Annotated in this window: 12 protein-coding genes; 10 read left to right on the forward strand and 2 right to left on the reverse strand. The window is 65.4% G+C overall.

Annotation, left to right across the window (positions count from 1 at the left end; translation table 11 throughout):
- The first annotated feature begins 8 nt into the window (after positions 1–8).
- The 10 genes from Q0Q36_RS04495 to Q0Q36_RS04540 all read left to right on the forward strand — a co-directional run bounded on the left by Q0Q36_RS04495 (position 9) and on the right by Q0Q36_RS04540 (position 12131).
- Complete coding sequence (locus tag Q0Q36_RS04495) at positions 9–950, forward strand: ABC transporter permease (RefSeq protein WP_293795881.1); 942 nt, start codon at positions 9–11, stop codon at positions 948–950.
- Positions 950–1831, forward strand: a complete 882-nt coding sequence (locus Q0Q36_RS04500) for an ABC transporter permease (protein ID WP_293795883.1) — start codon at positions 950–952, stop codon at positions 1829–1831. Before Q0Q36_RS04495 ends, Q0Q36_RS04500 begins: the two co-directional genes overlap by 1 nt.
- An 11-nt stretch (positions 1832–1842) precedes the next feature.
- The gene (locus Q0Q36_RS04505; RefSeq protein ID WP_293795884.1) at positions 1843–3444 is read left to right on the forward strand and encodes an ABC transporter ATP-binding protein; all 1602 of its coding nucleotides are present in this window, start codon (positions 1843–1845) and stop codon (positions 3442–3444) included.
- A 37-nt stretch (positions 3445–3481) separates the two neighbouring features.
- On the forward strand, positions 3482–5068 hold the full coding sequence (locus Q0Q36_RS04510; RefSeq protein ID WP_293795885.1) for an ABC transporter substrate-binding protein: 1587 nt from the start codon (positions 3482–3484) through the stop codon (positions 5066–5068).
- 72 nt (positions 5069–5140) lie between these two features.
- Positions 5141–6307: a Xaa-Pro peptidase family protein gene (locus tag Q0Q36_RS04515; protein WP_293795886.1), complete on the forward strand. Its 1167-nt coding sequence runs from the start codon at positions 5141–5143 to the stop codon at positions 6305–6307.
- Positions 6308–6987: 680 nt separating this feature from the next.
- Positions 6988–8433: a UbiA family prenyltransferase gene (locus Q0Q36_RS04520; RefSeq protein WP_293795888.1), complete on the forward strand. Its 1446-nt coding sequence runs from the start codon at positions 6988–6990 to the stop codon at positions 8431–8433.
- Positions 8430–8861 (forward strand): GtrA family protein, encoded by a 432-nt coding sequence (locus Q0Q36_RS04525; RefSeq protein ID WP_293795890.1) that lies wholly within the window; start codon positions 8430–8432, stop codon positions 8859–8861. The genes Q0Q36_RS04520 and Q0Q36_RS04525 overlap by 4 nt, the downstream gene beginning before the upstream one ends.
- Positions 8855–10177: an FAD-binding oxidoreductase gene (locus Q0Q36_RS04530; RefSeq protein WP_293795891.1), complete on the forward strand. Its 1323-nt coding sequence runs from the start codon at positions 8855–8857 to the stop codon at positions 10175–10177. The genes Q0Q36_RS04525 and Q0Q36_RS04530 overlap by 7 nt, the downstream gene beginning before the upstream one ends.
- A complete protein-coding gene (locus Q0Q36_RS04535; RefSeq protein ID WP_293795892.1) occupies positions 10174–10911 on the forward strand; it encodes an SDR family oxidoreductase in 738 nt (245 codons plus the stop codon). Before Q0Q36_RS04530 ends, Q0Q36_RS04535 begins: the two co-directional genes overlap by 4 nt.
- On the forward strand, positions 10908–12131 hold the full coding sequence (locus Q0Q36_RS04540; protein ID WP_293795893.1) for a glycosyltransferase family 87 protein: 1224 nt from the start codon (positions 10908–10910) through the stop codon (positions 12129–12131). Before Q0Q36_RS04535 ends, Q0Q36_RS04540 begins: the two co-directional genes overlap by 4 nt.
- A gap of 181 nt (positions 12132–12312) precedes the next feature.
- On the opposite strand, the gene Q0Q36_RS04545 is transcribed toward Q0Q36_RS04540, so the two are convergent.
- On the reverse strand, positions 12313–13086 hold the full coding sequence (locus tag Q0Q36_RS04545; protein WP_293795895.1) for an amino acid ABC transporter ATP-binding protein: 774 nt from the start codon (positions 13084–13086) through the stop codon (positions 12313–12315).
- Between the two features lie 144 nt (positions 13087–13230).
- Entirely contained in the window at positions 13231–14067 is an 837-nt protein-coding gene (locus tag Q0Q36_RS04550; protein ID WP_293795896.1) for a transporter substrate-binding domain-containing protein, read from the reverse strand.
- Positions 14068–14076 lie beyond the last annotated feature (9 nt).

Here is a 14076-nt window from a genome sequence, read left to right on the forward strand (position 1 = left end):
TCGTCGCCATGCTCGCATTCCTCGCCAAGCGGATGCTCGCGGTCATCCCCGTGATGGCCATCGTCGCGGTCGTCGTCTTCCTCCTGTTGCGCTTGAGTCCGGGTGACCCGGCTTTGGTCATTGCCGGCGACAATGCCGATCCTGAAGCGGTGCAGCGCATCCGGGTCGCGCTCGGGCTCGATCAGCCGCTTGTGACGCAATTCTGGGTCTGGCTGCGGCACATGCTGTCCGGCGATCTCGGCACCTCGATCTTTTCGAAGCTGCCGGTGACGGACCTGATCCTGCAGCGCGCGGAACCCACCCTGTCGCTTGCGCTGGCGACGATGGTTTTCGCCATCGGCGTCGCCATTCCGCTCGGCACCATCGCGGGCGCCACCGCCGGGAGCTGGCTCGACCGCTCGCTGATGGCGGTCTCGGTGGTCGGCTTTTCGCTGCCGGCCTTCGTGCTCGGCTACTGCATGATCTATGTCTTCGCGCTGCAGCTCGGCTGGGCACCAGTGCAGGGCTTCACCAGCATATCGAAGGGCTTCCTGCCCTTCCTGCACAGCATCGCGCTGCCGGCGCTGACGCTGGGCCTCGCCTATATGGTGCTGATCGCCCGCATCACCCGCGCCAGCGTGCTGGAGATGATGGGCGAGGATTTCATCCGCACGGCCCGCGCCAAGGGCGTGGTCGAGCGGCTGGTCGTCACGCACCATGCGCTGCGCAATGCCGCGATCCCGATCCTGACCATCATCGGCATCGGGGTCGCCCTGCTGATCAGCGGCGTCGTGGTGATCGAGACCGTGTTCAACATCCCCGGCATCGGCCGGCTCGTCGTCGATGCCATCCTGAAGCGGGACTATCCCGTGATCCAGGGCGTCATCCTGCTGTTCTCCGCCGTCTACGTCCTGATCAACCTGGCGATCGACGTCGGCTACGCGTTTCTCGATCCGAGGGTGCGCTACTGATGACCCTGCTCTCCCCCGCTCAGGCCGACGAGGGGCCGCGCAATCCCTTCCTCGGCCTCGCCGCGCAGGCACTGCGCAACCCTTCCGTGCTGATCGGCGGCTTCATCGTCGCTGCGATCGTGATCATGGCCGCGGCGGCGCCGCTGCTGGGCACCGTCGATCCCGTGCGCATCAACCCGGCGATCCGGCTGAAGCCGCCTTCCGATCTGTTCTGGTTTGGCACCGACCTGTTCGGGCGCGACATCTACAGCCGCGTCGTCTATGGCGCGCGCAGCTCGCTCATGGTCGGCGTCAGCGTCGCCGCCTGCGCCATCGTCTTCGGCGTCGCGATCGGCCTCGTCACCGGCTATTTTCGCAGGCTCGACGTCGTCGTCATGCGCGTCATGGACGGGCTGATGGCGATCCCGACCTTCCTGCTTGCGATCGCGCTGGTCTCGCTCACCCGTGCCAGCGTCGGCACCGTCGTCGCAGCCCTGACCATTCCCGAGATCCCCCGCGTCGTGCGCCTCGTGCGCAGCGTCGTGCTGACCGTGCGCGAGGAAGCCTATGTCGAGGCGGCGATCTCGGTCGGCACGCCGACGCCGCTGATCCTGCTGCGCCATATTCTGCCCTCGACCATCGCGCCGCTGCTGGTGCTCGGCACCTATGTCTGCGCCCAGGCGATCCTGGTCGAGGCGGCGCTGAGCTTCCTCGGCACCGGCCTGCCGCCGGAAATCCCGAGCTGGGGCAACATGATCTCGGAGGGGCGCACCTTCTTCCAGGTGATGCCGCGCCTCGTCTTCCTGCCGAGCCTGTTCCTGGCGCTGACCGTGCTCGGCATCAACCTGCTCGGCGACGGCCTGCGCGACACGCTCGACCCGCGCATCGCCAAGCGGATGTGAGGGGGATCGCCATGACCGCTGCGCCTCTCGCCAACCTCCCCATCGTCGAGATCCGCGATCTCGCCGTGCCGCTGCCGGATGGCGGCGACCGGCGCAACGCGGTCGACGGCGTCTCCTTCTCCGTCGCCGAGGGCGAGATCGTCTGCGTCGTCGGCGAGTCCGGCTCCGGCAAGTCGATCACCGCCCAGGCGATCATGGGTCTCCTGCCCAAGATCTTCGTCAAGCCGAAGGGCGCGATCCTGTTCGAGGGCGAGGACCTGCTCAAGGCCACGCCGGCGCGGATGCGCAGCCTGCGCGGCAGCGGCATCGGCATGATCTTCCAGGAGCCGATGACCGCGCTGAACCCGGTCCACACCGTCGGCGCCCAGATCGACGAGGTGCTGCGCGCTCATCTCACGCTGCCGGCGCAGGAGCGTTTCGCCCGCGTCGTCAAGGCGATGGAGGAGGTCGGCCTGCCCGATCCCGAGCGGATGTACTATTCCTTTCCGCACCAGCTCTCCGGCGGCCAGCGTCAGCGCGTGCTGATCGCCGCCGCGCTGATCCTGCAGCCGCGCCTCCTGATCGCCGACGAGCCGACGACCGCGCTCGACGTCACCACCCAGAAGCAGATCCTCCAGCAGATCCGCGACCTCCAGCGCAGCCGCGGCATGGGCGTGCTGTTCATCACCCATGATATCGGCGTCGTCGCCGAGATCGCCGACCGGGTCGTGGTGATGAAATCCGGCAGGATGGTCGAGACCGGCAGCGTCGAGCGCATCCTGACCGCGCCCGAGGCCGATTATACCCGCATGCTGATCGCTGCCGTGCCGACGCTGGAAGCGGCCCGGCCGGCCGGGCCCGTCCATGGCCCGCTCGCGCTCTCCGTCAAGGACATCGCCAAGACCTACACCATCCGCAGCGCCTTCGGCGGCATGCGCGAGATCGCGGCCTTGAAGCCGACCTCGCTGACCCTGCATCGTGGCGAGACGATCGGCGTGATCGGCGAGTCCGGCTCCGGCAAGTCCACGCTCGCGCGCTGCATCACCAAGCTGATCGAGCCGAGCTCCGGCGAGGCGACGCTGACCGGCGACGGCGCGCAGAAGCCCTTCCGCCGCCGCATGCAGATCGTCTTCCAGGACCCCTTTCGCTCGCTGAACCCGCGCCGCACGGTCGGCCAGTCGATCATCGAGGGGCCGATGAATTTCGGCACGACCAAGGCCGAGGCCTGGGAGAAGGCGCGCGAATTGATGGCGCTGGTCGGGCTCGATCCGGCGGCGCTCAACCGCTACCCGCACCAGTTCTCCGGCGGCCAGCGCCAGCGCATCTCGATCGCCCGCGCACTCGCCATGGAGCCCGAGATTCTGGTCGCGGACGAAGCCGTCTCGGCGCTCGACGTCTCCGTGCAGGCCCAGGTTCTGAAGCTGATCGACGACGTCCAGAAGCGCTTCAACCTCGCCATCCTGTTCATCACCCATGACCTGCGCGTCGCCGCCCAGATCTGCGATCGGCTGCTGGTGATGCATCGCGGCGAGCTGGTCGAGCAGGGCAGCGTCCGCGCCGTCTTCTCGGCGCCGTCCCACGACTACACGCGCCGCCTGCTGGATTCGATCCCCGGACGACGCGCCGCTGCCTGAAGCACAGCAACAATATCCGCAAAAAGGGAGAGCCCGGATGTTATCGCGCCTCAATAAGACATGCCGTGCCCTGCTGGCCTCCGCCTGCCTGCTCGCCGGACTCGGCGTGGCCGAGGCCACGACGTTGCGCTTCGTGCCCCATGCCGACCTGCAGGCGCTCGACCCGATGGGCTCGACCGCCGACATCGTGAAGATGCACGGCTTCCTGATCTACGACACGCTCTACAGCCTCGACGCGAACTTCGTCCCGCAGCCGCAGATGGTGAAGGACCTGAAGATCTCGGACGATCGCAAGACCTATCGTTTCACCCTCCGCGACGGGCTGAAATGGCATGACGGAAAGCCCGTGAAGGCCGAGGACGCCACGGCTTCGCTGAAGCGCTGGATGGCGCGCGACGCCGCCGGCCAGCTCATGGGCCGCGTTCTCGTCGAGATGAAGATCGTCGACGACAGCACCTTCGAGCTCGTCTTCAAGGAGCCTTACGGGCTCGTGCTGGAATCGCTCAGCAAGGTCGCCTCGAACATCCCCTTCATCATGCCGAAGCGGGTCGCGGAAACCGACCCGTTTAAGGAGATCCAGGATTATACCGGCTCCGGCCCCTATCGCTTCGTCGCCAAGGAATGGGTGCCCGGCAACAAGGTCGTCTACGAGAAATTCGACGGCTACGTGCCGCGTTCCGAGCCGGCCAGCGCCTTCGCCGGCGGCAAGGTCGCCAATGTCGACCGCATCGAATGGCTGATCATCCGCGACCAGCAGACCGCGATGGCGGCGCTGCTCAGCGGCGAGATCGACGTCTGGGAAAACCCCTCGCTCGACCTGCTGCCGGTGCTGCAGGCGGCGCCGAACCTCGCGACCCAGGTCATCAACAAGACCGGCAAGCAGGCGCAGCTCTATTTCAACCACACCCAGCCGCCCTTCGATAATCCGAAGGCGCGCCAGGCGATGTTCTGGCTGACCAAGCAGCAGGACTACCTGCAGGCGATCAACGGCAACCCGGATTTCTACCGGACCTGCGCCTCCTTCTTCGTCTGCGGCACGCCGATGGAGACCGATGCCGGCCTCGAAGCCCTGAAGGCGCCCGATCCGGCCAAGGCCAAGGCGCTGTTCAAGGAAGCGGGGTGGGATTTCGCCAAGCCGATCGTCGTGCTCGACCCCACCGACGAGACCACCGCCCATCCCGCCACGGTCGTGACCGTGCAGGCGATGCGCGATATCGGCCTCAAGGTCGATGTCCAGGCAATGGACTGGGCGACGCTGCTCAAGCGCCGCAACTCCAAGGAGCCGACCAGCAATGGCGGCTGGAACATCGTGCATTCCTATACCGGCGGCCAGGTCGTCACGACGCCGGTCTGGAGCATCGCCTTCTCCGGCGCCTGCGAGAAGGGCCTGTTCGGCTGGCCCTGCGACCAGACGATCGAGGACCTGCGCCTGAAATGGGCGATGGTCGACGGCGTCGAGGCCAAGAAGGCCGTCGCCGCCGAGTTCTCCCGCCGCGCTTTCGAGACCGGACACCATGTCCCGCTCGGCCAGTGGACGACCTATCTCGCCCGCTCGAAGAAGGTCACCGGCCTGCTGGAGACGCAGGACGTGCCGGCCTTCTGGAACATCAAGAAGGCCGACTGAGTCTTCCGCCCCTATCCGGCTGCGGCGCCCCGGCTGCCGCAGCCTCTCCCTTCACCGCCAAGAGACCCGACCATGACCGAGACCTTCGACCGGCTGGCTTTCGCGCCGGAGGAATATCTGGCCCGCCGCGATGCTTTGCGCGCCCTGATGGCCGAGCGCGGCATGGCAGCCGTCGTGCTCACTACGACCGAGAACACCTATTACCTCACCGGCTTCGGCTCGCTCGCCTATGGCGCGACGGCGCTGGTGATGCGCGCCGACGGCAAGGCGGCCTGGGTGATGCGCCGCACCGAGCTCAGCAATATCCGCGCGCTCAAGGACCAGCTCTGGGCCAATGAAGGCCTCGGCGTGACCGACGGGCAGGTCCATGCCGAGGTGCTGGAAGGGGCAATCGCCGATCTCGTCGGGCCGAACGCCGTGATCGGCGTCGAGTTCTCGGCCGTGCAACCGATCCTGCGCAGCTTCCTCGGCCCGCTTGGCGGCGGCAGCCGCAAGGTCGTCGATGCCACCGGGCTGGTCGAGCATCTGCGCCGGATCAAGAGCCCAGCCGAGATCGCGCTGCTGAAGCGGGCCGGCGCGATCGTCGCCCAGTCCTGCCGCGACGGCTTCGCGGCGCTGCACGAGGGCATGACGGATAGCGCGCTCGCCGCCGTCGTCACCGACAGCCTGCTGCGCAACGGCAGCGACCGCGTGGCGCAGATGCCGAATGTCTGCGCCGGTCCGCGCACGGCGCGCGCGCATGTCACCTGGTGCGGGGCGCCGATCCGGCGCGGCGAGGTTATCAATGTCGAGCCTGCGGCCTCGGTCTTCGACTATCACACGCCGCTCTACCGGATCTATTCGCTCGGGCCGCCGCAGGACATCGTCCGCCGGATGTTCGACACCTGCCGCGAGGCGCTGGACGAGGGCTATGCCCGGGTCCGGCCCGGCATGACCTCGCACGAGGCCGCCCGCATCTTCGAGAGTGTGATCGAGAAGGCGGGCTTCGCCGAGAACATGGTGACGCGCCCGGCCTACAGCATCGGCGCGGCCTTCCCGCCGGGCTGGGGCGAGGACAGCGTCATGGCGATACGCCGGAACAGCGAGCAGGTGCTGGAAGAAGGCATGTGCTTCCATGTCGTGCCCTGCCTCTACATGGACGGCGTCGGCTGCGTTCCCGCCAGCCTGCCCTCCGTGCTGACCGCGAGCGGTTTCGAGCCGCTCGCCGACGGTGAGGTCACGCTCGACATCAAGGACTGAGTCCTCTGCGTGCATGATCGCAATGGCACGGTTGGTTCGCTGATCTCCATGGCAGCGAGGCGGACCCGCCGCGAGCGGCCCGGACGATCCGCTCGCCAGGCCGTCGATGCAGCGACAAGTGCGCTGTTCGAGAAGTGGCAAAGGGCGGAACCGTCGGGGGCTCCGGCCATCGGCGATGAGCTTCACCGGGTTGTATGCCTGCGCGCCCCGGCGGATTGCTCTGAGGCCGGCATCAACCATGTCGCAATACACCGGTTCTGTTGGAGAAGTCGCCGTTACCGCCAGACCGACGCCTGATTTCGTCGCCTTCGGACGGAGGGTGATGCAATGACGGCAGGCGGCAGACGGGGCAGGACGCTTCGTTCTACGGATTCATGTCGCCACGTCTTAGGAGGAGGATTACGATCGACGTCGCCTCCGCTCGGCAATCCGACGTTCTCGGCGCTTGTTTTCAGATTTACGCTGGCAAACAGGCTGCCTTGAGGCCAGAGCGATGATCTGAGCGATCCGAGCTTAGCCTGCGGATATTGGGATACGCTGACAAAAAAGCTGTTTTCAAAATGCGATAACGTTCGCATTCGGCGGGTTACATTTTAAGCATTCTTAAGGTCGTCGCCTCCATGCTCCGATGAGCCTATCCACATTGCCCATGGCGGTGCTGGAGAGTTCTGGAAGCGCCGATGACCATCGCAAACTGGAATCCCGCCAAGATCACGCTGGTCGTGGATCTCGACGATGCGCTGATCCGGTCGGATTCGCTCTTGGAGACGTTCTGGTCGGCCTGTTCGGCGAGATGGTACACGCCCCTGGTCGCCGCCTCGGCGCTCATGCGAGGCCCGCTGGCGCTGAAGCAGCGGCTCGCGGAGATGTCCAATCTCGATCCGGCCAGCCTTCCCTATGACGAGGAGGTGCTCGGCATCATCCGGCGCTGGCGGGAGCATGGCGGCCGCATCGCGCTGGTGACGGCTGCCATCCAGGCGACGGCCGACCAGGTCGCGGCCCATCTCGGTCTGTTCGACGAGGTTCATGGCTCCGGCAACGGGGTCAACCTCAAAGGCAGCGACAAGGATCGCTTCCTGCGCGAGACATTCGGCGCGGCCGGCTACACCTGCATCGGCGATACGACGGCTGGCCTGTCGAGCTGGACGGCCACTGCACAGGCGGTGTCGCTCGATCCGGGCCAGGCTGCCGCACGAGCGCGGTTTGACGGGGCCGAGCAACCGGCGGTGCATCGTGCAGCTGCAACGGCGAAAACGCGCGATTACCTGCGCGCCTTGCGCCCGCACCAGTGGCTCAAGAACCTTCTCGTCTTCGTGCCGATGCTGGCGGCCCATCAGCTGACACTGCCGATGATGCTGCAATCCCTGCTGGCATTCGTGGCCTTCAGCCTGGTGGCGTCGAGCACCTATGTGCTGAACGATCTGCTCGACCTCGCCGCCGACCGGGCGCATCCGCGCAAACGGCGCCGGCCCTTCGCGTCGGGCGCGGTCAAGATCAGTCACGGCACCTGGATGGTGCCTGTGCTCGGGTTGCTCGGCGGTGCCGTCGCCCTGATGAGCAGCCCGGCCCTGTTTGCCCTGCTGCTCGGCTACTCGGTGCTGACGACGCTCTATTCGCTTTGGCTGAAGCGGATGGTCGTGATCGATATCTGCCTGCTCGCGGTGCTTTACACCATGCGAATCCTGGCCGGTTCCGTCGCGACGGGCATTCCGGCATCCGTGTGGCTGCTCGCGTTCTCCACCTTCTTCTTCTTCTCCCTTGCCAGTATCAAACGTCAGGCGGAATTGGTCGACGGGATCGCGTCAGAAACGGTGCAGGCCCGAGGCCGAGGCTATCGCACCGACGATTTGCCGATCGTGAGCAACATGGCTGTGTCCTCCGGCCTTGTCTCGGTTCTGGTTCTGGCGCTCTACGCTAATTCGGAGCCGGTTCGGCTGCTCTATAACACGTATGAGTTTCTGTGGGGCGTGTGCCTGGTGCTGCTGTTCTGGAACAGCCGCATCGCGATCCTCACGCATCGCGGGCAAATGCACGACGATCCCCTGGTTTTCGCAGCCTATGACCGCGTCAGTTATGGCTGCGCCGCCGTCATCGCAGCGCTCGCCCTGGCGGGCACCTGGTGGTGAGCAGCGTCGCGTTCGTTTTCCGCTACGTCGCCTTCGCGCTCGTGGCGACCGCAGGCAATCTCGGCACGCAACGCCTGGTGCTGCGGTGGGGCGACGAGGCCTTCGTCTACTACCTCGCACTGCTGGCAGGAACGCTGGTGGGGCTCGTGCTGAAGTATTGCCTCGATAAGCGCTGGATTTTCGGCGATGTGACGAGCGGAATTGCGGAGCACGGCCGGAAGTTCAGCCTCTACACGCTGATGGGAGTAGCGACCACCGCGATCTTCTGGGGAACCGAGACCTTGTTCTGGCTGGCCTGGAACGCCGAGGCCGCACGCGAGATCGGCGCCCTCATCGGCCTCTCCGTCGGCTATCTCGTGAAGTACCATCTCGATCGCCGCTATGTGTTCGTCAGGGGACAGTCGGCGATGGACGGCGCGGCATGCTGATCTCCGGCTGGGGGCGCTACCCGCTGGAGGAGTGTGTTCTCCAGCAGCCACGTTCAGAAACCGACCTCCTCGCCCTTCTTGGACAGGGGCCGTTGATCGCCCGTGGCAATGGCCGGGGCTATGGCGACTGCGCCCAGAATGCGGCCTGCACCGTGGATATGCGGCGCTTCAACCGCATGCTGACCTTCGATCCCGCCACGGGCTGCCTGGCGGCAGAGGCGGGGGTGCTGTTATCCGATGTCATCGCCAGCTTCCTGCCGCGAGGCTGGTTCCCCACGGTCACGCCAGGAACGAAATACGTGACGGTCGGCGGAATGGTCGCGGCCGATGTCCATGGCAAGAACCACCATCGCGACGGCTCGTTCGGCGCCTTCGTCGATTGGCTGGACGTTCTGGGTGCGGATGGCCAGGTTCGGCGATGCAGCCGCGATCAAAATGCCGAACTCTTCGCCTGGACGATCGGCGGCATGGGGCTGACCGGCGTGATCCTGCGCGCGGCGTTCCGGCTGCGCCGCGTGGAGAGCGCCTGGATCAGGCAGACAATCCTCCCGTCGCCCAACCTCGAGACCGCCATGCGGATATTCGAGGACCATGCGGCAGCGAGCTATTCGGTGGCCTGGATCGACTGCCTTGCGGGCGGTTCTGCATTGGGGCGCTCGATCATCGCGCTCGGCGAACACGCCATGGCCGCGGAACTGCCGGCGCCCTCGCGCACACACCCTTACGACGTACCGGCCAAAAAGAAGCTTCGCATTCCCTTCGACATGCCTGCGGTGCTGATGAACAGCTGGACCGTCCGCGCCTTCAATGCCGCGTACTACCATCGCGAGGCCGGCAAGCGAGGCGAGAGACTGGTCGATTGGGACAGCTATTTCTATCCGCTCGACGCTCTCGCCGACTGGAATCGCATCTATGGGCGCCCGGGCTTTCTGCAGTTCCAGTGTGTGCTCCCGCTCGCCGGCGCGCATCGCGGCCTCACGGCTCTGCTGCGGGTGATCGCCGAAAGCGGGCAGGGTTCCTTCCTGGCCGTTCTCAAGCGTCTGGGGGGAGGGCAGGGCGGCGCGTTCTCTTTCCCGCTGGAAGGTTACACGCTGGCACTGGATTTTCCGGTGTCCAGCCGCTCGCTCGCTCTCATGGAGCGGCTGGACGAGATCGTTCTCGCCCATGGAGGGCGGTTCTACCTGGCGAAGGACAGCCGGCTCAGCGCGCGGACATTGCGCGCCTCCGACGACCGCGTCGCGCAACTTGTCGAGATGCGGCGTGGCCTTGCTGCCACGTCGTTCCGGTCGAGCCAATCAGAGAGACTGCAGCTATGACTTCCGAACCCGTGCTTGTCGTCGGGGGCCGCTCCGATATCGGATTGGCCATCGCCCACCGCTTCGCTGCCGCGGGCCACGCCGTGCAGCTCGCGGCGCGCAATGTCACGACGCTTGCGGTCGACAAGGCCGATATCGAACTGCGCCATGGCGTGGCCGTGACGCTCTGCGAACTGGACATTCTGGCGACGGAATCCCTTCCGGGTTTCGTGGACCAGCTCGCGCCCCTGCCGGCGGTCGCGGTCTGCGTCGTCGGCCTGCTCGGAGACCAGGCTGCGGCGGAAACCGACCTGAAGGCTGCGGCGCTGGTCATGCGCAGCAATTACGAGGGGCCGGCGTTGCTGACAGGCTTGCTCGCAAACCGGTTCGCGAAGCGCGGACACGGCACGATCGTCGGCATCAGCTCCGTCGCGGGCGATCGCGGACGGGCGCGCAACTACGTCTATGGTTCGGCCAAGGCGGGATACACTGCGTTCCTCTCCGGCTTGCGCAACCGGTTGGCAAAAACTCCGGTCCACGTCATGACGGTCCTGCCGGGCTTTGTGCGCACGCGCATGACGGAAGGGATGGCCCTTCCGCCGCGCCTTGTCGCTGCGCCGGAGGACGTGGCAGAGGCGATTTTCCGGGGCGTCGCGAAACGCAAGGACGTCCTCTACACGAAGCCCGTATGGCGGCTCGTCATGGCGGTGATCCGCGCTCTTCCCGAGAGCGTCTTCAAGAGGACAAACCTGTGAGCGACGCGACACGGATGTCGCAACTCGTCACAAGCCGCCTGATGCTCAAGGCCATTGTCGCGGTTTGCGCGTTGCTGGCGCTCGTGTCGGCAGTCCTGTTTCAGGCGCCGGGCCTGCTGGGGCGGGACAAGGCGGTCACGGATTTCGACGCCTTCTACATTGCCGGCACCATGGCGGGGCAAGGCAGGGCGGCCCAGTCATACCGAGCGGCCGAAATGATGGCGGAGCAGCGGGCGATCGACGGCAAAAACAACTTCATGCCCTGGACCTATCCGCCGCCCTATACCCTTTTCATGCAGGGCCTGGCACGACTTCCAATCGGCGCCGCCTATCTGCTGTTCATCACGCTGAGCTTCCTCCTTTATCTGGCGGTGCTCAGGCGGATCGCCGGTGCATACTTGCCGGGCGTGCTCATCGCGATCGCGCCGGCGCTGCTCCTCACGGTCCGGATCGGACAGAACGGCTTTCTCACGGGGGGGCTGGTCGGCTGGTTCCTGTGGGCATTCATCCGCCAGCGTGCCGTTGCGGGCGTGCCGCTCGGGCTGATGGTCCTGAAGCCGCATCTGGCCTTCGGAATCGCTTTGCTCGCGCTGCTGGGGCGGCGCTGGAAGGCCATGGCGATCGCCGCCGGCATCGTCGTTGCGGCATTGCTGGCTGCCACGGCTTCATTCGGCTGGGGGATCTGGGCGGCCTTCCTGGGAGGGGTGCGGGAAGCTGGCGAGTTTCTGGCCGAGGGATATTATCCGCTGTTCCGGATGACCTCGGTTTATGCCGGCGTTCGGGCGGCGGGCGGATCGGCACCCCTTGCACTGGCCTTTCACGCGGCCGGTGCCCTGGCTGCCGCTGGATTCTTCCTCTACGGATGGTGGCGCGGCTGCGAAACGCGCTTTCTGGCGGCTATCGCCTGCGTCGCTTCGTTGTTCATCAGCCCTTACAGCTACGATTACGACCTGATGATATTCGGCGTTGCCCTGGCCTTCGTGTTGCCCGATCTGGTGGAGCGTGCTCGACCGCACGAGCTGGCGGGGATGCTGTTGTTGTCCTGGCTGGTCACCGGATATGGTCTTGCGATGAATGTGTTGAATGATGTTGCCAATAGCGGCATTGCAACGCTCAAGTCACCGAGCGACTTCTTTTCCGTGTCCGGGATTCTGTTTCTTATATTGGTTGCCTTGGCCTACATGACCTTGCGTCGTCCGCTCGTGTCGGCGCAGGGCTAAGGCGGAATTTCTCATCTGAGCGCTTCCGGGGCAATTCCGCAGTTTCCCGAATTGCGGAATTGCTCCGGGTCCCTGTTGCATCACGTTGTCTCCAAGCGACCCGGCATCCACGCCGCGCGACGAAAATCGGACCGAAAAGTGGAATCCACTTTTCGGACGAATCCGATGCGATAACGATGATCTAGGCGTGATGCAGGATCTGACCGAGGAACTTGCGCGTGCGCTCGCTCCGCGGGGCCGAGAAGAATTGCTCAGGCGGCGCCATCTCGACGATCTCGCCGGCATCCATGAAGATCACGCGGTCGGCGACCTTGCGGGCGAAACCCATCTCATGGGTGACGCAGATCATGGTCATGCCGCTCTCGGCGAGCTCGACCATGGTGTCTAGGACTTCGCTGACCATCTCGGGGTCGAGCGCCGAGGTCGGTTCGTCGAAGAGCATGATCTTCGGGTTCATGCAGAGCGATCGCGCGATCGCGACGCGCTGCTGTTGGCCGCCCGAAAGCTGGATCGGGTATTTATGGGCCTGCTCGGGGATATGGACGCGCTCCAGAATCTTGCGGGCCGTCGCCTCGGCCTCCGCCTTGGGCGTGCCGCGCACCTTCATCGGCGCCAGCGTACAGTTCTCCAGCGCGGTCAGATGCGGGAACAGGTTGAAGCTCTGGAAGACCATGCCGATCTCGCGGCGGATGTCCTCGATGCCCTTGAGCTTGGCGTGGACGGTGGTGCCGTCGATGACGATTTCGCCCTTCTGGTGCTCTTCGAGCTGGTTGAGGCAGCGGATCAGGGTCGACTTGCCGGAGCCCGAAGGACCGCAGATGACGATGCGCTCGCCGCGCGACACTGTGAGGTCGATATCGCGCAGGACGTGGAAGTCGCCATAGAACTTGTCGACCTTGCGCATCTCGATGATCGGGGCGCCGATCTCGGCTTCGGTTGAGGCGATAGCGGCCATCTGGAAAACCGTTCTGGACTGGCTGTTGGAAGAAGAGCCCGGCCTATGACCGGGCGCTTCCGCTTTACGGGAACCAACGCGATCGCGCCGGCTCATACGTCATCCCGGATCAAATCCGGGATGACGCCGTCGTTGCTTGGGCAATCAGAATTTGCCGGATTCGAACACCGGCATCGGCGGCAGCTTCGGAAGCGGGATTCCGAACCACTTCTGGTTGATCTTGGAGAGTTCGCCATTGCCGTCGATCTCGGCGATGAACTTGTTGGAGAACTCGGCCAGTGCCGTGTCGGACTTGCGGAAGGCCATGCCGTTGGCCTGTTCCTTCAGCGTGATCTTCGGCTCGATGTTCAGCTGCGGATAGTCCTTGTTGAGCTGGGCAAGGATGGTGTTGCTGGCACCCATGGCCTGGACCTGGCCCGAGATCAGCGCCTGCAAGGTGGTGGCGTCGTCGTCGAAGCGCTTGAGCGGGGTGCCCTGCGGGGCGACGGCGCTGATCGCGATGTCCTGGGTCGAGGCGCGCGCGACACTGATGGTCACGTTCTTCAGGTCTTCCGGCGTCTTGATGTTGAGGCTCTTGGGCGCCAGCACATAGATGGTCAGCGTGCTGTAGGGGTTGGAGAACAGCACCTGCTTCTGGCGCTCCGGGGTGATGCCGAAGGTCGCGATCAGCAGGTCGACCTTGTTGGTCAGCAGATAGGGGATGCGGTTCGGGCCGGTGACCGGCACGAGCTCCAGCTTGACGCCGAGCGACTTGGCCATCAGCGCCGCGACATCGGCATCGTAGCCCGCCGGCTGCTGATTGGCGTCGGTGCCGCCAAAGGGCGGGTAGTCGGTGAGCACGCCGACCATCAGCTTGCCGCGGGCCTTGATCTCGTCGGGCGTGGCGGCTTTGGCCGGCGCGGCGTGGAGCGCGGCGGCGGCCAGGCCCGCGACGGCCAGCGCGCCGAAGCTGCGGCGGCAAATCGATTTAAACAGCGACATGGACGTTCT

Source organism: uncultured Allobosea sp. (assembly GCF_945957345.1).
Classification (GTDB): Bacteria; Pseudomonadota; Alphaproteobacteria; order Rhizobiales; family Beijerinckiaceae; genus Allobosea.